Here is a 23694-nt window from a genome sequence, read left to right on the forward strand (position 1 = left end):
ATTCATATGGCTCTACTGGCAGTATAGCCTATCCAATTAGAAAAAAGTTCATTTTTACAAGGTTATCACAAAAGCTTTACATCCCCTTCATTTCGTTCATATTCCCCTCATATTTCCTTAATAGTTTATGACTAGCTGTATTCTAGATCTATCTTCCTTGGTCTAAGTGCTCAATTCAGCTATTCACACAGTTGTAACTATGCTAATATGAGTGATATATCACTATATCGTGCGACTAGCTGACTATAAAGTTATTCTCCTATAAAATTATTCACCATTTAAGAAAGGGATTTTTTATGGAATCACACAACCTCATAAAAAAACGGAATTTTATTCTTTTACTTATTTTTTGGCTGCTATATTTTGTCCACATTGTGTTATACCACTTTATTGCAGCTGATCCTCATATGATTGTTTTTATAAGCGGAGGAATTTTATTATTGATAGTGACGGCTATGTACTACTTTCGTTTTCATCCTGCTATCATTATGTATTCTTTTTTTATATGCTATTATGCCTATATTGCGTACATGACATCTATTGAACCTGCTGTTATTAATTATTTATTTTTGTTTCTTGGAATTATTGTTAGCTTTATTTATTATAGCTATGTCGCTATTGTAATTTCTACATTAATGTCCATAATAATTGTTTTGTACTTTTATGTAAGCAACACTCTTTTTACATCTGTGACTTTCGTGAAATTAGATATCGTTTATTTCATTTTGTTTACGCTGATCACAATGATTATTTTGTTGTACTGTGCTCATTTCTCTAAAAAACTGATTGCTATTACGACGGTCAAAATGAACAAAACCGAAGATGAACTGTATTCAGCTCAAGAGTATTTACAATCTTTTTTTACATACAATCGCGACGCCATTGCCGTGTTCAGTCTAGACGGTAAAGTGATTAAAGTAAACAATGCTTTTGAGCAAATATACGGATGGAAAGCTGAAGAAATTGTGGGAAAAGCCATTCCATTTATTCCTGCCGGCTTAAAAGGCGACGCTGAAAGCCGATTAGAAAGGGTTAAAAAAGGAGAAAAGCTAGTAGCCTTTGAAACCCAGGACAAGCGAAAAGACGGAAAAATAATTGATGTAGAAAGCACTGTTTCACCTATTTTTAATCGTGATAAACAGGTCGTTGCGCTTTTTGGTATTTCACGCGATCTTACCGAAGAAAAGGAAACAGAAAAATTTCTTCGCCAAACCGATAAGTTATCTCTAGCCGGCGAAATGGCAGCGGGCATCGCTCATGAAATTCGAAATCCGCTTACTTCTCTCAATGGATTTATTCAGCTTATTCATGAAGACAGCAGCCGCTATCATTCTTATACAACCATCATGCTGAGTGAACTGAATCGTATTAACTCAATCGTTGGAGAATTTTTATTGCTTGCTAAACCTCATGATACGGTTATGAAAAAGCATGCATTCTCTACTATTTTAAATGACGTTATTCTTCTGTATGAATCAGAATGTGTATTAAAAAATGTTGTCGTTAAAACGCAGGTGGAAGCCCCGCATACATACATCTGGTGTGATGCCAATCAAATTAAGCAAGTACTCATTAATTTATTAAAAAATGCGCTTGAAGCTATGCCTAGCGGAGGAGAAATTCATTTAAACGTTACTCAGCATACTAAAGATCTTACTATTTTCATTAAAGATACAGGAGTCGGCATTCCCTCAAATTTGCTTACGCATATTCAAAAGCCCTTTTTTACTACGAAGCCCTCAGGCACCGGTCTTGGACTTGTTGTGATTAAAAACATTTTGTATCAGCATAAAGGAACATTTGAGATTAAAAGCACTGTTGGCGAAGGAACCAGCGTTTCCCTTACGATTCCTTTATGGGAACAAGAAATTAATCATTAAAAAAGAGGCTGGAACAAAAGTATGTTAGTTGAAGAAAGATCCTAACGAGTTTGTTTCTTGATTAAGAATCAAACTCATTCGGATTTTTTATTATGAGGGTGAGCATAGGTTTAATCTAGGTGCTTCTAGCTGTTGATTGGAGGGCAAGGCGAAGACTCCTGCGGGAAAAGAGGAATAGGTGAGACCCCGCAGGAGCATAAGCGCCAAGGAGGCTCACCGGCCGCCCGCGGAAAGCGAAGCCTTGCACGGAAATCAACGGCGGTGTAACAAGCGATTCATACTAGATTGTTTATCCCATTTGTTCGTCTTTAGATTGGATTGATTTTGTTGTGTCTCAATCTCTTTTTTTATAGCTTTTTATCATCAATACTATTTAAATAGTTTTCAATTTCATCTACTACAGACTGCACGCAGCCCTCTTCGAATGGAGAGATCAAATTCGCTTCCTCCACTAATTCTAAAAACGGCTTACTTCCGCCAAGCTTACACAAATGAACGTAATCTTGCCATGCTTGTTCATGATTTTCTCGATCTTTTTTCCAAAATTGAAATGCACAAATTTGAGCGAGCGTGTAATCAATATAATAAAACGGAGACGTGTAAATATGAAGCTGGCGCTGCCAGAAGCCCCCGCTTTCTAGATAGTGATGGCCGTCATAGTTTTTAGAAGGCATATATTTCTTTTCAATTTCTCGCCACGTTTGTTTTCGTTCCGAAGGCGTCATCTCAGGGCGTTCGTATACAGCATGCTGAAATTCATCTACCGCTACCCCGTAAGGCAAGAAAGTTAAGCCTGAGCTTAAATGAGAAAACTGGTATTTATCTTTGTCTTCTTTAAAGAACAACTCCATCCAAGGCCATGTAAAATACTCCATGCTCATCGAATGAATTTCAGCTCCTTCATGCGTAGGCCAGTGATACTCATTGGTTTCCATATCTCGGCTGGAATACACTTGAAAAGCATGCCCTGCTTCATGCGTTAACACATCAATATCGCCTGATGTTCCATTAAAATTTGAAAAAATAAACGGCGCTTTGTATTCTTCAATAAACGTACAGTAGCCTCCGCCTGCTTTGCCCTTTTTAGCGACTAAATCCATCAAATTATTTTCAAGCATAAAGGAAAAAAATTCGTCCGTTTCTTTAGAAAGCTCCTTATACATAATCCGTCCATTTTCAATAATCCACTTTTCATCACCTTTTGGCACTGCGTTTCCTGTTTCAAACTGAAACGGTTCATCATAATAAGTTAAGCTCTCTACTTGAATTCTTTCCTGCTGACGCTTTTTTAGTTTTTCAGTAAGGGGAACAATATACTCTTTTACTTGTTTTCGAAAAGCGGCAACCATTTCAGCATCGTAGCCTATTCTAGACATACGAGCATAGCCCACTTCTACGAAATTTTTATAGCCTAATTTTTCAGCAAGCTTGGTCCGCACTTTTACAAGTTTGTCGTAAATATCATCAAATTCCTCTTCATGATCGGTGAAAAATTGAAACTTCGCTTCTGCTGCTTTTTTTCTCATTTCTCGATCAGGTGACTCCATAAACGGATCGAGCTGAGCTAACGTTCTTTCTTCGCCTTCAAATAAAATTTTAGCTGACGCCACTAGTTTCGTATATTGAGACGATAGCTTATTTTCTTCCTGAAGCTCTTTTACTATTTCCGGAGAGAACGTTTTTAACTGCATTTCAGCAAGAGAGAACAGCTGCTTGCCCCACTTTTCTTCTAGTTGCTGTTTAAAAGGCGAAGAGATTAACGCTTTGTAAAATTTCTCTACACATCCTTCTAAAAGCGGCTGTGTTTCATCAAAATAGTCTTGTTCTTCCTTATAAAATTCATTCGCTGTGTCGATAGAATGACGAATATAGCAGATGTTCCCCATTGTGCTGTACTGGGAATACGCATCATTTGCTAGACGAATTGCCTCGTTTTGCTGACTGACTGACGCTGCTTCCGTAAAGTGTGTAATGGCCTTTTCAAACTGCTTTTCAATTTCATTCATATCAGGTCGCGTATATGTATAATTCTCAAATTTCATCATTTGTACCCCTTCCTCTATTGTCTGTATGTAACCTAATTCGTTTTTATCCAGCTGTATTCCTGTTAATTTCAATTTTTTGTCACTTTTTATTTTTTATGTCGATTGGTTATGAAAGAAGTCATAGAAAAAACTCGTTTGTTCAACAGAAACAAACGAGCTTTCCTTAATTAATTAGTCGATTCCGGTAAAAATTCATCTGCATAGTGCCCCAGTTTCTTAAGCATCGAAATAGCAACTTTCTTTTCTTCGCTAGACAGGACGGATAAAATATCATGAATTCTTTTTTCATGACTCGGAAACATACTTTCAATCATTTCCTTGCCTTGCTGAGTGATCGCTGCGTAGGTTACACGGCGATCGTTCGGACAAGCAACGCGCTCTAAGAAGCCTTTTTTCTCAAGCTTGTCTACTACATACGTAATACTGCCGCTTGCGAGTAAAATTTTTCCGCCAATTTGCTGCAGAGGCTGTTGACCTTTGTGATACAATAACTCTAGGACAGCAAATTCAGTTGGATTCATTCCATGCTGTTGAATAAATTTATGCACATGATCATTAATTGAACGATTGGCACGAGATAGTACAATAAATAATTTAAGAGATTGGTCTAACTCTTCTCTAGTTACATCATTCGTCATTTTAATCAGTTCCTTTAATATTATCTTGATATCAAGATAATACTAAAATTTCCCTTCAAAGTCAATCAAAGCAGACTTATTTCATCGGTTATTCTCTCCGCTTGTACAATTTTTTCGATGAAAAATGTATATAAGTGGATTTATACATATGCTTTTAATACAATAAACATATGACCATTACATAAAAAGGTGAATGATTATGAAACCAACCCATTTATTATTTAATTCCGCGATTGGTTCACAAAAGCCTGAAACAATCGTTAACCGGCAAAACCCCTGTCCCTTTTGCGACGTAGAATCTCTTACTGGCATTATTGAAAAACAAGGACCTATCATTTGGCTGAAAAATAAATTTCCCGTTCTGCAAGATGCTTATCAGACGGTTATTATTGAGACCGATGAGTGTTCTTCAGAACTGTCTATTTATCCAAAAGAACATCTGTACACCTTGCTGAGCTTTGCTACTGAACGATGGATATCGATGATGAACAGCGGTGAATATGCTTCTGTTCTTTTCTTCAAAAACCATGGACCTATGTCTGGGGGATCGTTACGGCATCCTCATATGCAAATTATTGGTTTAAATGAGATGGATGTAAATGAAAATGTTAAGCTCGAGCAGTTTGAAGGAGTCACAATTGCCAAAAATGAACACGTCACATTTAATTTATCTGTAAAACCTAGAATGGGCTTTTTTGAATTTAACGTGATAACGGATCAGCTTGACAAAGAGCTGCACACATTTGCAGATTATCTTCAAACGGCTGCTCACTATTTATTAAATCATTTTCATCGTAGCTGCACGAGCTATAACTTATTTTTTTATAACCTTAAAAACGGCAAAATTGCGGCGAAAATCATTCCTCGCTTTGCCACATCTCCTTTGTATGTAGGATATGGCATTCCTCAAGTTTCCAATAAGCTTGAGCACATTGCTAACCAAGTTCAGGAGCTGTACTTTACCTAAAAAGTTGAACCTTCACTGGTTCAACTTTTTTGTAAGGTTATTGCATAAAGCTATTCATTTTTAAAATAGTCATGCTCATAGAAAACAAAAAAACATACACTAAAAGAACGATGTGAATTGAGGATAAAAAGAAGAATACGTAAAAGGAGACGGTTTATGACTGAGGTACTAATTGGAAGCATTCTTTCTGCGCTATCGACTGGAGTAGGCGCTTTGCCTATTCTGTTTTTGAATCAAGAACTCACTCATCGCTGGAAAGATATACTTCTTGCGCTCACTGCAGGTATTATGACAGCTGCTTCTACTATGAGCTTGATTCCAGAATCTCTTCAAAGCGGCGGATTTTTTTCCTTAGCAATTGGCTTACTGCTTGGAGTTGTAACATTAACACTCTTGGAGCAGAATATTCCTCACATTGACCTTGAACATTCTAAAACCGGCATTCAATTTGATGAAAAAGCACTTTTAATTGTTTCCGCTATTACTTTGCATAACCTTCCTGAAGGACTGTCTGTTGGTGTTAGCTACGCTTCAAATGTTGAAAATACAGGGAACTTAATCGCCCTTGCAATCGGTCTTCAAAATGCACCTGAAGGACTGTTGGTCGCGCTATTTTTAGCTCAGCAAAATATCAGTAAAATAAAAGCATTTTTAATTGCTACCCTTACAGGCTCTGTTGAGATTGTAACATCTTTACTCGGGTTTTATTTAACTAATTTTGTTGATTCTCTCGTTTCATATGGATTAGCTTTTGCTGCTGGAGCCATGCTTTTTATTATTTATAAAGAGTTGATTCCGGAAAGTCACGGCGATGGAAACGAAAGATTTGCTACTTATTCGTTTATTTTTGGTATTTTGTTTATGATCTTTTTAATTAACATTTTTTAAAAGTGAAGAGAGGCCACGGGCAGCATAATTGTTTTACTGCCCGATCCCGAATGCTTGTCCTGCATTACAGCTTTGAAAAAGATAAAAAGCGGCTAATCAGTGTGGCAAACGATGTCTTTTCTTCCTCTTCTTTTAAACGCTGCTTTTGATAAACGAGTAAGAGCTGATCAAGCTCTTGACTACAGGTAACGGTTTCTTCATTAGTCAAACCTTTTTCTTCTCCGAGCTGCACCATCTTTTGTCTTTTTTGGACGATTTCTACTAATAATCTCTCTGATTTCGTTCTATTTCTCACTCCAAACACAAAATCCTCTCCTATGACAAAGAAATTAGCTTATAACGCATTATTACAAATTCTACTAAATATGTAAATAGAGTCGCAATAATAGACATTTTTTTTGCAAAAAAATTATTTTGTCGGAATTTACAAACGCTTACATTACTATAGGAATACCATTTATCTTTTTTTTACAACTTGTTTTTCGACAAAAGATGCTGCTTGTCGAATCGAAAAAAGATTGAGACATAACGAAATAAATCTAATGGAAAGACGAACAAATGAGATACATGAGCTGGACTGCTTATGACACCGCAATTGATTTCCGTGCAAGGCTTCGCTTTCCGCGGGCGGCCGCTGAGTTTCCTCGTCGCTTTCGCTCCTGCGGGGTCTCACCTGTTCCGCTTTTCCCGCAGGAGTCTTCGCCTTGCCCTCCAATCAACTGCTAGAAGGAACGAAACAAATAAAACGATGTGCACCATCACAAAAAAAACGAACCACTCATCAAACAGGTTGATGAATGGTTCGTTTTTTACTTGGACTCAACTACTTTTGTCCCAACCTCTTTTTTATTCAGCTTTCTGAGCAGCAATTTGTACAGCATCCCATACCGTAGCAAAAGGAGGAGCATACGAAAGATCTAGCATGGTTATTTCATCTGTTGTGAGGCGGCAAGTAATAGCTGTCGCAAATACATCGATTCGTTTTGCTACTCCTTCTTTCCCAATCATTTGAACCCCAAAAATCTCTTTTGTTTCAGGATGATAAACAAGTTTTATCACAATCTTTTCAGCTCCTGGATAGTAAGAAGCATGACTCGGAGCTTCGGCTGTGACGGCTTTGTATAAAAGAGAATTTTCTCTTGCTTCTCTTTCTGAAATGCCGGTTTTTCCGATTTCATAGTCCATCACTTTGACAATACTTGTACCTATAACACCGGGAAATTCTCGACTTTCTCCCCCTAATCGGTAACCAAGAACCCTTCCCTGCTTATTGGCAATGGTTCCAAGAGCAATATGAACATCTTTTTTTAATACTCGGTGATAGCTCGTTGCACAATCTCCTGCTGCGTAGATATGTGGCACGTTGGTTTCCAACTTCTCATTTACTAAAATAGCTCCATTTTCAAGCATCCTTAGTCCGTTTCTTTCTAAGAATTGCGTATTCGGACGAACTCCTACATTTACAATCACTAAATCTGTTTGATACGTTTGACGGTTTGTTTGAACGTGAGTGATGGAACCATCTGAATGCAGCAATGCTTCCACTTCTTCTTCGAAATGAAATAAAATATCGTCATCTAGCTGCTTTTGTAAATGCTCTGCCATTTCTTGATCTAAAATAGATAGAATCTGCTTTCCCTGTTCAATAACCCGTACTTCTTTTCCCAAAGCCTTCATTGCTTCAGCTACTTCCATTCCGACATATCCTCCGCCGATAATGGTGACTTTCTCTACGGAGTGAGCCTGTAGATATGTATAGATTCTTTCGCTGTCTTCTAATGACTTTAATGTGCATACATTCGGCATGTGATCACTCATAAAATTGGGTTTAACAGCCGTTGTTCCAGTTGCAATGATGAGTTCATCATATGTTATCTCTTTTTCCGTTGACGTCTTTACATCTTGCACTACTATGTATTTTTTTGTATGATTTACTTCTTTAACTTCGTGGAAAAGATGGACGGAGATGTTTCGCTCTTCAAATTCTTGTTTCGTCCGAGCAATCAAATCGTCTTTTTCTTTTACAACTCCTGACAGATAGTAAGGCATGCCACATGCGCTGTAAGAGATATCTTCACCTTTTTCAAACACAAGGATTTCCACTTCTTCTTTTTCTTTCATCCGGCGAAGCTGTGAAGCTGCGCTCATTCCGGCGGCTACTCCTCCTATAATGACGACACGTTTCATCTATACTCCCTCTTTCTACATAAATAATAAGCTATACTATTGTTTTTCCTTATTCTTCCCGATTTCAAACGAAAAAAAACGGCTGTTTACACAGCCGTAGATGTTTGTTTCGAGCGGTAATATGTTAAAGCCAAGGCTCCTGCTAATACAGCTCCTTTAATAATGTCTTGCATATAATACGGAACATTTAGCATCGTTAACCCATTTAACAGCACACCAATTAAAATAGAGCCAATCAGTGTCCCGAATACATTCGGTTTCCCTGCTCCAAATACGGAAAAGCCAATGTATGTAGCAGCTACGGCATCCATTAAAAATGGTGAACCCGCGTTTACTTCTCCTACTCCAATACGGGCAGCTAAAACGACTCCTCCAATTCCAGCAAGCAAACCTGAAAACATATAGGCATACATACGGTAACGATTAACCGGTACGCCCGAAAGTCTTGCTGCTTCTATGTTCCCTCCTGTTACGTAGAAAAAACGCCCAAACTTCGTATAGGAAAAAACGATATGAACAAGCAGCACAGTCAGCAGCATAATGATAACAGGAACAGGAATACCTAGTAAGTGACCTTGCCCCAGCGCAAGGAAAGATGGAATAAAAATTCCCGGAGCTCTGTCTCCGCTTGGTAAAGGCATATTGGTATAAATAGCTGAGCCTTTTGTATACGTTAATAAAATCCCCTGTACGATGAACATCATGGAAAGAGTGGCTAAAATATCAGGAATCTTTACTTTCACTACTAAAAAAGCATTTATTAACCCGATAAGAAGCGATGCAATAATCGGAACAATGATAGCGACTGCAATTTCTTGTCTGTGTAAAACAAGCATAGAGGCTGATAAAATAGTGGCTAACCCAGCCGTAGACCCTACAGATAAATCGAGTCCGTTGACGGTTAACGATATCGTTACACCAAGCGCTATTAAGGTAACAATGGAAATAGAGCGCAGGATATCACTAATGTTTTCTCCTGTTAAAAAGTTAGGTGTGGCAATGGAGAAAATAATCATAATAACAAAAATCATTAAGACTGTCCCATATTTATAAAAAAAGTCGAAAACGCTTATTTTTCTCTTTGGTTTCGCTACAGGTTCTGTTACATACTCCGCACTCATCCTTTTACTCCTCCTGCTGTATAATAAAATAATTTTTCACTAGTTGCTTCTTCTTTGGATAATTCTTTCACGATTTTCCCGTTGTACATAACATAAATTCGATCCGCTACCCCTAGCAGTTCCTCGAATTCACAGGTTGCATAAACAACGCCTTTTTGCTGTGACACAAGATTTGTAATTAAGTCGAATATTTCTCGTTTGGAGCCCACATCGACCCCTTTAGTTGGTTCATCAAACAACAGCACGCTAGAGTCCGTAACAAGCCATTTTCCGATTGCTACTTTCTGCTGATTTCCACCGCTTAACGTTCCAACTGACTGCTCGATAGAATGAGACTTTACGCCAACTTGCCCAGTCGTTTTCTGCGCTTTTTCTTTGATCTTTCCTCGCTTTAGAAATGAATAATTTGTAAAGCGGGACAGACTTGGCAAAACTAAGTTATCGGCAATGGATTCATGAACAAAAATTCCTTCTTTTCTTCGTTCTTCAGGAACAAGAGAAAGACCTTGTGCAATATAATAATACGGCTGCTTATTCAACTTTAATTTCTTGCCTTTTAATCGAACGTTGCCGCTCACATATTGTTCTAAACCAAATAGACTGCGGCAAAGCTCCGTTTTCCCCGCTCCAACAAGCCCTGCAATACCGACTACTTCTCCTTCTTTTACATGAAAAGAGATATTAGAAAGGCGCCCTGGAAGAGATAATGCTTCTACATGTAACAGTTCGTTTCCAATTTCTACTGATTTTTTGACCCATTGTTTTACAGAAGACGTTCCTAACATGAGCGTAATCACGTCTTCAATCGATGTATGTGAAGTTTCTTTTGTAGCTACATAGCGTCCGTCTTTTAAAACGGTTAAACGGTCGCAAATATCAACCACTTCTTGAAGGCGATGTGAAATGTAAATAATGCCTACTCCGCTTTTCTTCAGCTCTCTCATCACAGAAAACAATTGTTTCGTCTCTTCCACACTAAGAGGTGCAGTTGGTTCATCCAAAATTAAATAATCAACATTCTGTACAATTGCACGTGCAATAAGCACCTGCTGTTTTTCTGATAGAGTTAGGTCAACGACATTTTTTTTAACGGATAGAGAAGAGCCAAGTAAAGAAAGAGCTTCTTCCGCTTTCTTATAAATAGATTTCCAGTTTACAAATGTCTTACTTTTATTAGAAGTCTGCACGTCTAACACAATGTTTTCAGCTACTGATAGCGAAGGAATCAGCGCTACATCGACTTCTTGGTGTACAATGCCGATGCCGTGGCGCTTAGCTTCTTTAGGAGAAGAAATGGAGATTTCTTCTCCGTTTTTGAATATGTTTCCTTCGTACTCATCGTAAGCTCCGCACAATATTTTCATCAGCGTACTTTTACCGGCACCATTGGCTCCCAATAAAGCATGGATTTCCCCTTTTTGAACAGTAAAATCAACTTTGTTCAGCGCTTGAAAAGAACCAAAGTTTTTTGTAATGTTCTTCATTGAAAGCTCATTCGTCATATCTGTCCCTCCATTTCTATTCTTTATTGCCCCATTCTTTTACGTACTGACTAAGCTGATCCATATTAATCGTTTGATTAGGCAAGTCTGTTTGTTTGACTAAAACCGGATCAAATGAATAGTAGCGAGGAATCTCTTGACCGGAAATCTTTTTAAGAAGCAGATCAACTTGCTTTTCTCCTACTGAAGCTGGATTTACGGCAGCTGACGCTTTCCACGGACTGTTTTTTGCCTGCATCATTTGCAGATCTTCATCAGATAAGTCCACTCCGTACACTTTAATCTCGTCTCGTCCCGCTTCTTTAATCGCTCTTGTTACTCCTTTTGCAAATTCGTCCCAAGGTGCCCAAACGGCCGCGATGTCTCCTTTATTTGGATACTGCTTCAACACAGCTGCCATTTTATTTTGTGTGTCTAATGAGGTGTTGTCCGTTGCGCTTCCAAACGTAGCAATTTGTTTTACATCTGGGTAGCGATTCATCATAATTTTATAAATGCTGTCGCGCTTTTCCATCGGCGCAAAGCCTCCAACAAACGCATATACAATGTTTCCTTTTCCATTAATGTCCTGCATCATTTGTTTTAGACCCTGCAGCGCAAGCATATAATCGTCTTGGTCAATTGTTGTAACGCCTTCTACTTTTAATTCTACGTCTGTTGCAATAACGGGAATTCCTTTTGCAATCGCGCGTTTCACGCCAGGTTCAAGAGTTTCAGCCCGGCCGTGGTCAATCATAATACCGTCAACATTTTGGTTAATAGCCGTGTCTAAATAAGCAGCCATTTTGGATTGATCATTGTTTGAATCAGAAACGGATAGCTGTACCCCTGCTTTTTTAGCCGCTTTTGTCACACCTGTTATGTACTGAGCAGCGTGAGTGCCTGACGTAAATTCAGAAATAAGCGCAATTTTTGTATCTTTCGTAACCTTTTTTCCTTCTTGCTGTACAGGCTTAGCAGAAGCCGCTTGCTGCGCTGGAGCTGCCTGTGCTTTCTCGTTTAGACTTGGCTGTTCTTTCGTGCAGGCAGCCAGCGCAAAGACTAGAAGCACGAGCAAAGTAAGTGGCCACAGCATTTTTTTACTCTTTTTCATGGTGTTCCTCCCATTAAACTTATTATTCATATAAAAATAGTTAGTTTTATAATAATCCAAAGAATACCCCGCTTTTAGATGTAAAAGCGGGGTGATGATGACCTATGCTTTACAAGTAATTGTTATGCGTAAATAGGTACCCATCCTTCAGTTGTCACGAAAATTCGGACAGCGACTACTTTACGATCTTCCATTAGTGTAAAGTAATGAAGAATATTTTCTGGTACTGAAATTAAATCGCCCGGCTCTAATTCAACATCAAAAAATTCGCCGTCTTTTCCTTGGATAACAAAGATTCCATGACCGCTTACAATAAAGCGAACTTCGTCATCTGTGTGAATATGCTTGCGCTGAAAGTTTTTTAACAATTCATCAATATTTGGTGTAGATTCCGATAACGAGATAACATCTTGAGCTTTATAGCCGCGGCGTTCAGAAATATCTTTAATATCCTCACCAAAAGCGTTTAAAATTTCTGTTTTTTCTTCATCAGTTAAATCATATTTTTCACGAAGATTTTCTGGAAGTTTTGTAATGTCCCAGTTTTCATAAATAACTTCATTGTTTGCCAGAAAAGCTGATACTTCCTCTTGAGTTTCAATTCTTTTATTGTTTACATGTAAGCGAATGTGCGCCATTGTTGTTTCCTCCTTTTATAAATGCACCTTTGGCTTAATGCCTTTAAGTGACAGTAATTTGACGTGGTAGCTAAATAGAAATTCATAGGCTTCTAGCGCTTTTTTTGTTTCAAATGCATTTTTCCCCCATACCGTAATCCCGTGGTTACGAATCAAAATCGCGCCTTGATCGCCTTTTATATGATGAGAAAACTCTTCTGCTAGTGTCGGAATATCTGCGTAATTCGGAATAATCGGAACAGTAATTTCCGCATCTTCTTCCCAAATACCTAGCGCCTTAATAATTTCTTGACCTTTGAATGAAATAACGCCTTCATCTCCGTACAGTTCGGAGATCACGTTATTGTCGATTGTATGTACATGAAGGCTGCACCCAGCATTCGTTAAATTGTAAATCTTAACGTGCAGAAGCGTTTCAGCAGAAGGCTTTAAATGCGTGTCTTCTGCAGGCTTTCCGTATTGATCAACTAATAAAAAATCTTCATTTGTACGTTTTCGTTTATCTTTTCCACTTGCTGATACAAAGAAAGTTGTTGGATTTTGGTCCACTTTAATTGCTAAGTTTCCGCTTGTACCGAAGAACCAATCGCGCTCTGCCAGCTCATCTTTTATATCCGCAAGCTCATGCAACCTTTGCTGAGCCATGATACTCATGCTTTCACCTCTTCTGTTAATTCTTGTAAATGATGAATTACATCATAAAAAGTAGAAAAAGGACGATACGGTAGAGATAGCTCTTCACATTTTTCAATTAAAAAGTCACGTGCAATGACCGTATCAGCTAATTTGGCAGCCTGCAAATCCGTAATGGAATCGCCAATAACGACCGTATGATCTCTTTCATCTGCAAGATGGCGAATAATCGTTGGCTTACAGCAGCCGCAGTCATTTGTACACTGTTTATCACATGTATGAGGCCACGTAATGGAAATATGCTCACCGGAAAAATCAGATCCGTTGCAGTAGAGCATTTCCTCTGCAACTCGATTTCCCAAAAGTGGTTTTACAAAAAAGTCAATTCCTCCGCTTACAATATAAAGCGGAATATGGTGCTCTTTTGTATAGGCAATAAAATCATCAAATCCATCTCGAATAGCAGACGTCTCTAAAATATAAGAAATAATATCTTCTTTTAATTCCACGGGGAGCAAGGCAAACATTTGCCCTACTCCTTCTTGAATGGAGACGCGCTGTGCCAACACGTCGTCTTTAATACTTTCCCACTCCGGAGGAGCAAATTGTTTCATAATAGCAATAATGTTATCGCTATTTGTAATTGTTCCATCAAAGTCACAAAAGATTTTTAACGATGTCATGCTTTCACCTCTACTGTTCCCCATAGTTGCAAAGCTTTTTGCAACTCTTTTGATTCTTCAGCTTTTTCGGCTAATGTTTGATGAGAGAGTACTGCATCTATCGCCGCACGGAATGCTTTTCCTCCTCCGATAGCTCCCTCTGGATGACCGTGAACTCCGCCTCCTGCATTAATAATGCTGTCGATTCCAAAGTCCTTCACAAGCTGCGGTACCATTCCAGGATGAATTCCTGCTGAAGGAACCGGGAAAGACTGCTTATATTTGTATACAGGACGCGTTAATTCGTAGGCAATGCCTGTCGTATCTTCAAGAGAAAGCGCTACGCTTCCGTATGGTGATGGAAACAGAGAGAAATCCGCTCCGGCTAAACGCAATAGCTTTCCAAGCAGTAATGAATTTGAAAAACCGTAAAACTCTGATGGCGTAAGCGCTCCGCTAACAGCTGGGTGTGCCATAATCGGCAAGTTAATTTCATCGTCTTCTCGAAGTGCCTGCAGTACGTCTAACCCGTAAGCAAATACATTGAATAAAAGAGCATCGGCTCCTAGCTCAGCTGCTTTTCTCGCTTTTTCTTTTAATTCAAACGTTCGACCCGTTAAATTAACAGCATACAGCGTGCGGTGTCCCGTTTTTTCGTATACTTCATTCAGTACTTTTTTCCCTTCTGTAACGCGAGCTTCAAAAGGTGTTCGTTCACTATCAAACAAAATCTCATCGTCTTTAACCAAATCCACTCCGCCAAGCGCTTGCTCACGCAGCTGAGTTGTTAAGTACGTCATATCTCTTCCAATCACGCCTTTAAAAATACTCATCACAAGCGGACGGTCGTAAACGCCTAGTTTCTCTCGGATACCTTCTATTCCAAAGCGCGGTCCTGGGAATTGAGCTAATAATTCATCAGGAAAATCCAAGTCTAATAATTTCACTTTTCCATCAAGTGATAGTTTTCCGAAAACCGTAACTAAAATAGCCGGTAAATCTCTTGAAAAGTTGGCAGTTGGATAAGCAATTTTGACAATTGCCTGCTTAATTTCTCCGCCTAAATATCCGTTTACACGTTCGCAATCTTGAAGCTCAGTTACGGACACGACGCGCCCTTTATGCTTTTGAAGCTGCTGTTGATCTAAAAGCGGCAGATCTGTCCATGAGCCGACGGTTAGTCCTAAAGCAATTCCTTCCGCTTTTTTATAAAAATTTCCTTTATTATCATGTAGTAAGTAGCTTGCAACGATTTCACTCATTATGCTAAAAACTCCCTTGCTGTTTAATATCGTTAATAAAAAAGCCTCTTCTGTGATTAAGAAGAGGCTTTCGTTGCTCTTCTTATCTCTCAGCTGCTGCTGCAAGAATTAGCACCGTGCTTAACATGCGTTAAGTCGGTTGCCGGGCTTCATCGGGCTAGTCCCTCCACCTACTCTTAATAAGAAAGTTGCTATTTATTTAAATTAAATTCATAGATTATATACTAAATAAAAAATACCGCTAGGATTTATCGGTTATTAATCTCGTTAACTTCTTACATATTAAGCCAACTCAAAAAGGATTGTCAATGCGTTTTTAAAATAAATTTAATTTTTTTATTCGAGATACGGCTTCTCTCATACGCTCTTCATCCGTCAGCAGTCCTACGCGCACATAGCCTTCACCATATGTTCCAAAGCCTACTCCAGGCGCCACTACAACGTGAGCTTTTTCAAGAAGTAAATCTGAAAACTGTTCAGAAGTATATCCTTCAGGAACTTTTAGCCATGCAAAAAAGGAGCCCGCTGGAGATGTAACATCCCAACCAATTTCTCGAAGCCCTTGAATAAAGGTATTGCGTCTAGATTCATAGCGCTTAACTAAATCATTCACACATTGTTGAGATTCTAACAGAGCTGCGGCTGCTGCCTCTTGAACCGCCCCAAAGAGACTGACATACATATGATCTTGAAGAAGATTAATAGCTTCTACAACACTTGCATTTCCTACAGCAAATCCAACTCGCCATCCCGCCATGTTATACGTTTTAGAAAGAGTATAAATTTCAATTCCCGTCTCTTTTGCACCAGGAGTCTGTAAAAAACTGATTGGCTTTTTACCATCAAATCCAATTGCTCCGTAGGCAAAGTCGTGTACCACACAAATATCGTGCTTGGCAGCAAACGCCACGGTGTCTTCAAAAAATTCTGCCGTTGCTACTGCACCAGTAGGATTATTCGGATAGTTTAAAAACATGAGCTTTGCCTGTTCTTTAGCACGTTCACTTATCTCTTCGTATACGGGTAGAAAATGATTTTCAGCCGTGAGCGGCATCACTTCCATCTTTGCCTTTGCAAGCTCTACTCCAGACCAGTAATCAGGATATCCAGGATCGGGAACCAGCACCGTATCTCCAGGGTTTAATAAGCACTGCGGGATTTCTACAAGTCCACCTTTCCCGCCAAACAAAATAGCTACTTCTTTTTCGGGATCCACATCAACGCCATATTCTCGTTTATAAAAAGTCGCAACGGCCTCTTTTAAAAACTGGTGCCCCCGAAATGGAGAATATTTATGATGCATAGGATTAGCACTTGCTTTTTGCAGTGTTTCTACAATATGTGAAGGAGTAGGCTGATCGGGATTTCCCTGCCCTAAGTTAATAACGTCGTGCCCTTGGGCCATTACTTTTCCTACCTTGCCTACAAGTGATGCAAAAAATTGTTTTGGTAAACTTTTTAATAGTTCCGATTGCTCAAATTGTTTCATCATCGCACACCTTCTCAAAAAATTCTTGAAATTCTAGTCACAAATAATATATTGTAATACTCAACTTGTAAAGTCATTTTTTTCAACTACTAAAAAAAGGACGGATGATAAAGTGAGTGTAAAAATTACGTGTTTACAGCTTGATATTGCGTTTGGAAACCCAACTAAAAACCGAAAATATATCGAACAAAAAATGACGGAAGCCCTGAAAGAAAACCCTGATATCCTTGTGCTTCCTGAGCTATGGGATACAGCTTATGATTTGACTCGGCTAGACGAAATTGCAGATGATGAAGGGCAGCAAGCCAAGCAATTAATCTCTCAGTTTGCTAAAACAAACGAAGTAAATATTGTGGCAGGTTCGATTGCGAAAAAAACAGAGCAAGGTGTCACGAATACGATGTATATTTTTGACCGAAAAGGTCGTGAAGTATCACAATACAGTAAACTGCACTTATTTAAATTAATGGATGAACACCTGTATTTAGAAGCAGGAACAGCAAAAAATCTTTTTACACTTGAACAGTCACTGTGCGCAGGAGTTATTTGTTACGATATTCGTTTTCCAGAATGGATACGGGTTCATACTAGCAGCGGAGCAGAAGTCTTGTTTGTTGTCGCTCAGTGGCCGGCTCCAAGACTTGCCCACTGGAAAGCCCTGCTCATTAGCCGTGCAATCGAAAATCAATGCTATGTAATCGCGTGTAATCGTGTAGGCCAAGATCCTAATAACACATTTGCCGGACATTCCTTAGTCATCGATCCGTGGGGAGAAATAATCGCTGAAGCTGGCGATAGCGAAGAACTTTTAAGTGCTGACGTTAACCTGGAACTTGTAAAAGAAATTCGTAAACAAATTCCTGTCTTTACAGATCGCCGTACAGAATTTTATTAATTATGTATTGACAGCCGTTTTTTTGCATGATACGATTTTCACCAGATATCATAAAATATTCAAACAAATCAAAATTGAATAAGTAATCGTACTCTTATCAAGAGTTGGCTGAGGGATTTGGCCCTGTGAAGCCCAGCAACCGACCGTCATTCCATCCTAAGATGGATCACACCCGTAAAACATGTTTTACAAAGGCACGGTGCTAATTCCAACAGAAAGTAATTTTTTCTGGCAGATAAGAGGTTTGAACACTACAATCAAGCCTCTTTCCAACGAAAGAGGCTTTTATATTTTCTAAAATTATAAAAGCCTCCATATATTCTTAAACCTATTAACTTAGTAAACGAATCAGTTTAATAAACTATGGAGGGATTCCGATGTCAACAACAAAAACAGAGAAGTATCAGCCTTTAACAGAAATTTCAGCAATCAAACTTGTGAAAAAGCTAGGTCTTTTTGATGCTACAGAAGCACTGACTGCCCGTGAAATTGGTGACGGTAACTTAAATCTCGTCTTTCACATCATAAATGATCAAACGAATAAATCCATTATCGTCAAACAAGCACTTCCCTATGCAAAAGTTGTAGGCGAAAGCTGGCCTCTATCCTTGAACCGTGCCACAATTGAAAGCAATGCGCTCAAGCAATTCGGTGCATTTACGCCAGAACTTGTTCCCGCTGTTTATTACCACGATGAAACGCTTGCTGTTACGGTCATGGAAGATCTGTCTCATTTAACGATTTCTCGTGCCGGACTTATTCAAGGTGAAAGTTATCCTCTGCTCTCACAGCATATCGGTTCTTTTTTAGGACATATTGCGTTCAAAACGTCTGATTTCGCCTTAAAGCCTCAGGATAAAAAAGAAGAAGTTGTTAAGTACAGCAACCCCGACTTATGCAATATTACGGAAGATTTAGTTTTTACAGATCCTTTTTTTGATATTGATACAAATGAATTTGAAAAAGCGCTGCGTCCTGATGTAGAAGAATTGTGGAATGATAGTGATGTAAAGCTACAAGCAGCAAAATTAAAATATAAATTTTTAACAAATGCGCAAACGCTAATCCACGGTGATTTACATACAGGCAGCATCTTTGCTAGCAGTCAAGAAACGAAAGTGATTGATCCGGAGTTTGCTTTCTACGGTCCGTTTGGATTCGATTTAGGGCAATTTGTTGCGAATTTATTTTTAAATGCTCTTTCTCGAGAAACAAATCGCGAACCGTTATTTGCACACATTACGAACACATGGAACGTATTCAAAGATACCTTTACTGCGCTTTGGCATTCTGAAAGCACTGAACCTTTCGCTAAAGATGAGCGCTTATTACATGAAATTTTAACGCAAACGTGGCAAGATGCTGTTGGATATGCAGGATGTGAAATCATTCGACGTACGATTGGCTTAGCTCACGTGGCGGACTTAGACGAAATTTCTTCAGAGGAAAGAAAAATTAACGCTAAACGTACTGCGTTAAAAATTGGACGCTATTTGCTTCTGCACCAACAAGACGTTTCACCAAATCAATTTGAACATTTACTTCGATAACGAATAATGTACACAATGAAAGGATCGGTATCAGCATGACAAATACACTATCACTTCCGCGCTCAGTGGAATGGAATGAATCATATATTACTTTATTAGATCAGCAGCAGCTTCCTGGCAAAGTTGAATATATTAAGCTGCAAACCATTAAAGACGTATGGGATGCTATCACTACCTTGAAAGTACGCGGAGCCCCTGCAATTGGCATTACGGCGGCTTTTGGTCTTGCTCTTTCTGTGCTTAGCTATGACACAGATTCAGTCAAGGAATTTAACAAAAAGCTAGCTCTTGATCAACAGTATTTAGCTAGTTCACGCCCTACTGCCGTCAATTTATTTTGGGCATTGGAGCGCGTAGCGAAAAGCGCTGAATCCGCTTCGTCCGTTAATGAAGCTAAAACAAAAGTTGTTCATGAAGCTATTCAAATTCAAGTAGAAGATGAAGAAACGTGCTACCGAATTGGAGATTATGCTCTTTCTTTATTTAAAAAGAAAGATAAAATCATGACAATATGTAATGCTGGTTCAATTGCTACAGCTTATTATGGAACAGCCTTAGCACCTTTTCACTTGTCTAAGCAGCGCGATATTCCGCTTGAAGTATTTGCCTGTGAAACAAGACCCGTTCTTCAAGGTTCTCGCTTAACAGCATGGGAACTTCAGCAGTCGGGAGTGGACGTTACGCTGATTACGGATAATATGGCCGCTCATACCATTAAAACAAAAGGAATTAATGGGATTATTGTAGGTGCTGACCGCATTGCAGCAAATGGCGATACGGCTAACAAAATTGGAACATATGGACTTGCTCTTTTAGCGAAAGCATTCGGTATTCCATTTTACGTAGCAGCGCCGCAGTCCACATTTGATTTATCTATTCAAGACGGCAGCAGCATTCCTATTGAAGAACGTTCACCTAAAGAAGTCACACACATTGGGGATACGCAAATTGCTCCAGACGGAATCTCTGTGTACAATCCAGCTTTTGATGTGACGCCAAGCGAACTGATTACGGCCATTATTACAGAGCATGGAATTATCCATGCCCCGTCTTTTGAATCCATTCAAAACGTTTTGCTGCAATCTGCTCAATAAAAAAAGCCGCTGCTATGCGGCTTTTTTTATTGAGCACTGATTTCCACCTGCATTTGTAACACAATTGTAACAGTACTCTCTTCCTTTTCTACATATATTATAGGGGATTTCTTTTGAATAAGGGGGAGAGTAAATATGAGTTCAGAGCAAAAAACGGATAAAAACAAAGCGCTGAATCGTAAGCAGCAATATCAGCTATTCGATTTATCCAAAGATGAAGAACTAAATTCCCTCCCTTCTCCTCAGCAAATTGACGGTGTTTTTGTGCAAGGAGAAGGCTGGAAATTAGACGGTGAATAGTTATTTTAACTCCAGAGCACCTTTTGCTACATTTCTTTCAAGCATTAATAGCTTCTCTTTTATATGAGTTTGCGAGCCTGCATAACCTGTTAAAGCTCCATTTTTGCCAATCACACGATGACAAGGCAAAATAATAGGCAGTGGATTTCGACGATTCGCTTGTCCCACAGCTCTTACGGCTTTAGAGCGATTAACAGACTCCGCTACCTCACTGTAAGACCACGTTTGTCCATAAGGTATATGTTCAAGCGTTAACCACACTTCTTTTTGGAAGTCTGTTCCTTTTATATCCAAAGGCAAATCAAATGTTAGCGTGCGCCCTTCAGCATAATCCTGCAGCTGTCGCTTCGCTTCTTTCACATGGTGATAATCCTCGTCATGGACAAGTTTTTTAAGCTGCTCATTATGATCATCGCTATCAAACCAAATATGTTGAACCCCTTTTTCCGAGGCTACAATATAAATTTTCAAATCAGAAAATAAATTCATTTCTCCATAGTACATACTTGCTTATCCTTTCTATTTAGGCTGGAAGAATAACATGAAAAGCTGTGCCTTCTCCTATTTTGCTTTCCACTTCAATGCGCCCTTTATGTTCTTCGATAATTTTATATGAGACCATCAAACCGAGTCCCGTTCCTTTTTCTTTTGTCGTATAAAATGGTTCTCCTAAGCGCTTGATGCGCTCTTCGGGCATTCCGTCTCCTTGATCTCGAATGGAGACCGTCACGTAGTGCGGCTCTGTAGAGGAGACATCAACAAAAATTTTTCCTCCGTTTGACGTGACTTCAATTGCATTTTTAATGACATTTATTAGTACTTGCTTAATTTGGTTCGGCTCGCAGTATACCATTGGCAGCTGAGGGGACACACTTAGTTCAAACTGAATATTTTCTAAAAGCGCCTGAGCATTTAATAAATCGATCGTTTCTTTAACAACCGCACCTAAATTTTTCTTTTCAAACTTTACTGCCTGTGGCTTAGCGAGTACTAGAAACTCTGTAATAATGGTTTCAATTCTTTTTAATTCGGATTTAATAATATCAAAATAAAGAGAATGATCTTCTTGAATGCTGCTTTCTAACAGCTGAACAAACCCTTTTAAAGCTGTCATCGGGTTGCGGATTTCATGCGCAATCCCAGCTGCTAACTGTCCGACTACTTGAAGCGTATCCGATTTTCGAATCTGCTCCTGCATTTGATTTCGTTCCGTTACGTCTCGTAAAAGCGTCATATATAGACCTGGCAAGATATCTTTTTTCGTGGAAAATTCGATATTTTTAACTTTTTCGTTCCCCGTAACGTACGTAATCTCTCCTTCAGCTTCCCCTTTTTGCTCAATCGTTTCTTTATGCTCAATGACCGCATCTAAATTCGCTGAAGAAATAAAATCCTCCATGGAGTGCGCACAAATCTCCTCTTTGCTGAGTTCTAGAATATCACAAAGAGAAGAATTTACATCAATAATATTTCGCTTGCCGTCCCATAAAACTAACCCATCGATCGAACCATTAAAAATCTGTCTGAATTTCTCTTCGTTATTTCGAAGCTCCTGTTCGATTTTTGTACGTTCACTGATGTTTCGAAAAATCGTTAAATGGTCTCCTTCTATAATGCCTTTTTTCCCTGTGAATTCCAACTGCTTGATTTCTCCATTTGGCATGTAAAAAGGAAGCTGATTACGAATTTCTCCTTTTGTTTGAAACGTTTGGAGCACCTTTAACGCACTAAAGCTTTTTGTATCGATAAACGTATACAAATTGCTTCCAATTAATTTGTTTAACGGCAGCTCAAACGTACGCGAAGAAGCAAGATTAGCGTTCAAGATTTCACCATCATCTCTCCAAATCAAGATCGCTTCAATCGCATTTTCAAAAATAGCCCTGAAATTTTTTTCGCTTCTCAACAGCTGCTGCTCCATCAGCCGTTTTTCCGTCACGTCTCTCATAATGGACATATAGTATTGACTGTATATATTAGCCGTTGTGGTAAATTCAAAAAAAGTAACGTCTCCATTTTCGAGCCTGATCGGTAGCTCGCCGCTTGTCTTTCCTTCTTGATGCAGAGTTCTCCATAATTTTTTCACCTTATAATGATAAGTAGGTTCTACAAGCTCTTCTAATGTTTTGGTTAGAAGCTGTGCTCTTGTATAATTTAATCGTTCGCAAAATGAAGGGTTCGCGTCGATAAGCTGACCCGTTCGATCAAAAATGACAATTCCGTCTACCGCTTCATTAAATACATCCATAAACATATGATGACTAATAAACCGTTCATTTTCCATCATTTTGTGCTGCGTAATATCCCGAAATGTACACACAATAATGCCCGACATGTGACTATGTTTGTGTGAAGTAAATTCAACATGCTTCATCATGCCGCTTCGAAGCGTCATCGCGCCTTCATATTTGAAATAGCTTTCTTCTAAAAGTGCTGGATAATATGCTTCAATCATGTCATACGGAAAATACATCAGAAAATCTTTCATTTGATACGTTAATAGCTCATCCTTTGTTTTTTCAAACAGCCCGCAGGCTGATTCATTTGCATTTATAACTTGAAAATACTCATCAAATACGACAATGGCATCTAATACGTCATTAAAAATAGCTCGTAGCTGCTGTAATTCATCTTGCTGCTTTTGCGCAGCTTCAGATGTTAATTCTCTATGTGGTGACATGCTCATTGCTCCTTTCTTTTGCACTTCCCATTTCCCCACCTTTTATCTATAGACTTAATATTCTACAAGATTTGCTTTTTACCTTTTTAAAATTAGGCACGTTTATTCAAAATGCGACATTTCTTCACATTATCCCGCTATTTAGAAATGGAGCATGAATAAAAGAGGCT

General features: G+C 38.8%; 23 protein-coding genes and 2 riboswitches. Of the genes, 8 read left to right on the forward strand and 15 right to left on the reverse strand.

The features are described from left to right. Nucleotides 1-296: 296 nt before the first annotated feature. On the forward strand, nt 297-1880 hold the full coding sequence (locus tag ACFX4E_RS07505; protein ID WP_377257899.1) for a PAS domain S-box protein: 1584 nt from the start codon (nt 297-299) through the stop codon (nt 1878-1880). A gap of 132 nt (nt 1881-2012) precedes the next feature. Then, nucleotides 2013-2147, forward strand: a complete 135-nt coding sequence (locus ACFX4E_RS07510; protein ID WP_377257902.1) for a hypothetical protein — start codon at nt 2013-2015, stop codon at nt 2145-2147. Nucleotides 2148-2227: 80 nt separating this feature from the next. Here ACFX4E_RS07510 and ACFX4E_RS07515 read toward each other — a convergent pair whose 3' ends face one another. Both ACFX4E_RS07515 and ACFX4E_RS07520 read right to left on the reverse strand, forming a co-directional pair. Next, nucleotides 2228-3922, reverse strand: a complete 1695-nt coding sequence (locus tag ACFX4E_RS07515; RefSeq protein WP_377258365.1) for a M3 family oligoendopeptidase — start codon at nt 3920-3922, stop codon at nt 2228-2230. A 170-nt stretch (nt 3923-4092) separates the two neighbouring features. Continuing rightward, the gene (locus tag ACFX4E_RS07520) at nt 4093-4563 is read right to left on the reverse strand and encodes a MarR family winged helix-turn-helix transcriptional regulator (RefSeq protein ID WP_153251898.1); all 471 of its coding nucleotides are present in this window, start codon (nt 4561-4563) and stop codon (nt 4093-4095) included. Between the two features lie 199 nt (nt 4564-4762). Here ACFX4E_RS07520 and ACFX4E_RS07525 point away from each other — a divergent pair, with 199 nt between their 5' ends. Beyond that, nucleotides 4763-5530 (forward strand): DUF4931 domain-containing protein, encoded by a 768-nt coding sequence (locus ACFX4E_RS07525; RefSeq protein WP_028414160.1) that lies wholly within the window; start codon nt 4763-4765, stop codon nt 5528-5530. 156 nt (nt 5531-5686) lie between these two features. After that, on the forward strand, nt 5687-6418 hold the full coding sequence (locus tag ACFX4E_RS07530) for a ZIP family metal transporter (protein WP_016763389.1): 732 nt from the start codon (nt 5687-5689) through the stop codon (nt 6416-6418). Nucleotides 6419-6482: 64 nt separating this feature from the next. On the opposite strand, the gene ACFX4E_RS07535 is transcribed toward ACFX4E_RS07530, so the two are convergent. The 11 genes from ACFX4E_RS07535 to ACFX4E_RS07585 form a co-directional block, all read right to left on the reverse strand. Next, nucleotides 6483-6722, reverse strand: coding sequence for an aspartyl-phosphate phosphatase Spo0E family protein (locus tag ACFX4E_RS07535; protein ID WP_013082228.1), 240 nt, complete (start codon nt 6720-6722; stop codon nt 6483-6485). 277 nt (nt 6723-6999) lie between these two features. Beyond that, a complete protein-coding gene (locus ACFX4E_RS07540) occupies nt 7000-7137 on the reverse strand; it encodes a hypothetical protein (RefSeq protein ID WP_377258381.1) in 138 nt (45 codons plus the stop codon). A gap of 127 nt (nt 7138-7264) precedes the next feature. Continuing rightward, nucleotides 7265-8605, reverse strand: a complete 1341-nt coding sequence (locus ACFX4E_RS07545; RefSeq protein ID WP_377257905.1) for a CoA-disulfide reductase — start codon at nt 8603-8605, stop codon at nt 7265-7267. Between the two features lie 86 nt (nt 8606-8691). After that, the gene (locus ACFX4E_RS07550) at nt 8692-9726 is read right to left on the reverse strand and encodes an ABC transporter permease (RefSeq protein ID WP_028407894.1); all 1035 of its coding nucleotides are present in this window, start codon (nt 9724-9726) and stop codon (nt 8692-8694) included. Then, entirely contained in the window at nt 9723-11228 is a 1506-nt protein-coding gene (locus ACFX4E_RS07555; protein ID WP_377257908.1) for a sugar ABC transporter ATP-binding protein, read from the reverse strand. Before ACFX4E_RS07555 ends, ACFX4E_RS07550 begins: the two co-directional genes overlap by 4 nt. 16 nt (nt 11229-11244) lie before the next feature. Continuing rightward, nucleotides 11245-12321 carry a sugar ABC transporter substrate-binding protein gene (locus ACFX4E_RS07560; RefSeq protein ID WP_060746714.1) on the reverse strand — a complete coding sequence of 359 codons (1077 nt, stop codon included), beginning with the start codon at nt 12319-12321 and terminating at the stop codon, nt 11245-11247. Between the two features lie 122 nt (nt 12322-12443). After that, nucleotides 12444-12959 (reverse strand): 1,2-dihydroxy-3-keto-5-methylthiopentene dioxygenase, encoded by a 516-nt coding sequence (locus ACFX4E_RS07565; protein WP_013082223.1) that lies wholly within the window; start codon nt 12957-12959, stop codon nt 12444-12446. Nucleotides 12960-12974: 15 nt separating this feature from the next. Further along, nucleotides 12975-13613, reverse strand: a complete 639-nt coding sequence (locus ACFX4E_RS07570; protein ID WP_028407891.1) for a methylthioribulose 1-phosphate dehydratase — start codon at nt 13611-13613, stop codon at nt 12975-12977. Then, on the reverse strand, nt 13610-14275 hold the full coding sequence (locus ACFX4E_RS07575; RefSeq protein ID WP_028407890.1) for a 2-hydroxy-3-keto-5-methylthiopentenyl-1-phosphate phosphatase: 666 nt from the start codon (nt 14273-14275) through the stop codon (nt 13610-13612). Before ACFX4E_RS07575 ends, ACFX4E_RS07570 begins: the two co-directional genes overlap by 4 nt. Continuing rightward, a complete protein-coding gene (gene mtnW, locus ACFX4E_RS07580) occupies nt 14272-15516 on the reverse strand; it encodes a 2,3-diketo-5-methylthiopentyl-1-phosphate enolase (protein WP_060746711.1) in 1245 nt (414 codons plus the stop codon). The genes ACFX4E_RS07575 and mtnW overlap by 4 nt, the downstream gene beginning before the upstream one ends. A gap of 79 nt (nt 15517-15595) precedes the next feature. Beyond that, nucleotides 15596-15702, reverse strand: a riboswitch (SAM riboswitch). A 130-nt stretch (nt 15703-15832) separates the two neighbouring features. After that, entirely contained in the window at nt 15833-17005 is a 1173-nt protein-coding gene (locus ACFX4E_RS07585; RefSeq protein WP_098779205.1) for a pyridoxal phosphate-dependent aminotransferase, read from the reverse strand. A 112-nt stretch (nt 17006-17117) separates the two neighbouring features. Between ACFX4E_RS07585 and ACFX4E_RS07590 the strand changes: the two genes are divergently transcribed. From ACFX4E_RS07590 to ACFX4E_RS07605, 4 genes are all read left to right on the forward strand, one after another. Continuing rightward, nucleotides 17118-17900: a carbon-nitrogen family hydrolase gene (locus ACFX4E_RS07590; protein ID WP_013055956.1), complete on the forward strand. Its 783-nt coding sequence runs from the start codon at nt 17118-17120 to the stop codon at nt 17898-17900. A gap of 91 nt (nt 17901-17991) precedes the next feature. Then, a riboswitch (SAM riboswitch) is annotated at nt 17992-18142 on the forward strand. Between the two features lie 135 nt (nt 18143-18277). Then, entirely contained in the window at nt 18278-19450 is a 1173-nt protein-coding gene (gene mtnK, locus ACFX4E_RS07595; RefSeq protein ID WP_377257911.1) for an S-methyl-5-thioribose kinase, read from the forward strand. A 35-nt stretch (nt 19451-19485) separates the two neighbouring features. Next, nucleotides 19486-20544: an S-methyl-5-thioribose-1-phosphate isomerase gene (gene mtnA, locus ACFX4E_RS07600; RefSeq protein WP_221840259.1), complete on the forward strand. Its 1059-nt coding sequence runs from the start codon at nt 19486-19488 to the stop codon at nt 20542-20544. A gap of 135 nt (nt 20545-20679) precedes the next feature. Next, a complete protein-coding gene (locus tag ACFX4E_RS07605) occupies nt 20680-20844 on the forward strand; it encodes a hypothetical protein (RefSeq protein ID WP_013055953.1) in 165 nt (54 codons plus the stop codon). Here the strand turns inward: ACFX4E_RS07605 and ACFX4E_RS07610 are convergent, their stop codons facing one another. Together ACFX4E_RS07610 and ACFX4E_RS07615 are read right to left on the reverse strand one after the other, a co-directional pair. Continuing rightward, nucleotides 20845-21348 carry a methylated-DNA--[protein]-cysteine S-methyltransferase gene (locus ACFX4E_RS07610; RefSeq protein WP_060746707.1) on the reverse strand — a complete coding sequence of 168 codons (504 nt, stop codon included), beginning with the start codon at nt 21346-21348 and terminating at the stop codon, nt 20845-20847. It lies immediately after the preceding gene. 19 nt (nt 21349-21367) lie between these two features. Next, nucleotides 21368-23524, reverse strand: a complete 2157-nt coding sequence (locus ACFX4E_RS07615; protein ID WP_255257919.1) for a PAS domain S-box protein — start codon at nt 23522-23524, stop codon at nt 21368-21370. Nucleotides 23525-23694 lie beyond the last annotated feature (170 nt).

The organism is Priestia sp. YIM B13491, assembly GCF_042787605.1.
In the GTDB taxonomy this organism is placed as follows: Bacteria; Bacillota; Bacilli; order Bacillales; family Bacillaceae_H; genus Priestia; species Priestia megaterium_E.

Coding starts and splice junctions, on each gene's coding strand:
- ACFX4E_RS07505 (WP_377257899.1), top strand. CDS start 297: ATGGAATCACACAACCTCATAAAAAAACGGAATTTTATTCTTTTACTT.
- ACFX4E_RS07545 (WP_377257905.1), bottom strand. CDS start 8,605: ATGAAACGTGTCGTCATTATAGGAGGAGTAGCCGCCGGAATGAGCGCA.
- ACFX4E_RS07515 (WP_377258365.1), bottom strand. CDS start 3,922: ATGAAATTTGAGAATTATACATATACGCGACCTGATATGAATGAAATT.
- ACFX4E_RS07575 (WP_028407890.1), bottom strand. CDS start 14,275: ATGACATCGTTAAAAATCTTTTGTGACTTTGATGGAACAATTACAAAT.
- ACFX4E_RS07570 (WP_028407891.1), bottom strand. CDS start 13,613: ATGAGTATCATGGCTCAGCAAAGGTTGCATGAGCTTGCGGATATAAAA.
- ACFX4E_RS07525 (WP_028414160.1), top strand. CDS start 4,763: ATGAAACCAACCCATTTATTATTTAATTCCGCGATTGGTTCACAAAAG.
- ACFX4E_RS07530 (WP_016763389.1), top strand. CDS start 5,687: ATGACTGAGGTACTAATTGGAAGCATTCTTTCTGCGCTATCGACTGGA.
- ACFX4E_RS07555 (WP_377257908.1), bottom strand. CDS start 11,228: ATGACGAATGAGCTTTCAATGAAGAACATTACAAAAAACTTTGGTTCT.
- ACFX4E_RS07550 (WP_028407894.1), bottom strand. CDS start 9,726: ATGAGTGCGGAGTATGTAACAGAACCTGTAGCGAAACCAAAGAGAAAA.
- ACFX4E_RS07565 (WP_013082223.1), bottom strand. CDS start 12,959: ATGGCGCACATTCGCTTACATGTAAACAATAAAAGAATTGAAACTCAA.
- ACFX4E_RS07615 (WP_255257919.1), bottom strand. CDS start 23,524: ATGTCACCACATAGAGAATTAACATCTGAAGCTGCGCAAAAGCAGCAA.
- ACFX4E_RS07605 (WP_013055953.1), top strand. CDS start 20,680: ATGAGTTCAGAGCAAAAAACGGATAAAAACAAAGCGCTGAATCGTAAG.
- mtnA (WP_221840259.1), top strand. CDS start 19,486: ATGACAAATACACTATCACTTCCGCGCTCAGTGGAATGGAATGAATCA.
- ACFX4E_RS07560 (WP_060746714.1), bottom strand. CDS start 12,321: ATGAAAAAGAGTAAAAAAATGCTGTGGCCACTTACTTTGCTCGTGCTT.
- ACFX4E_RS07520 (WP_153251898.1), bottom strand. CDS start 4,563: ATGACGAATGATGTAACTAGAGAAGAGTTAGACCAATCTCTTAAATTA.
- ACFX4E_RS07610 (WP_060746707.1), bottom strand. CDS start 21,348: ATGTACTATGGAGAAATGAATTTATTTTCTGATTTGAAAATTTATATT.
- mtnK (WP_377257911.1), top strand. CDS start 18,278: ATGTCAACAACAAAAACAGAGAAGTATCAGCCTTTAACAGAAATTTCA.
- mtnW (WP_060746711.1), bottom strand. CDS start 15,516: ATGAGTGAAATCGTTGCAAGCTACTTACTACATGATAATAAAGGAAAT.
- ACFX4E_RS07585 (WP_098779205.1), bottom strand. CDS start 17,005: ATGAAACAATTTGAGCAATCGGAACTATTAAAAAGTTTACCAAAACAA.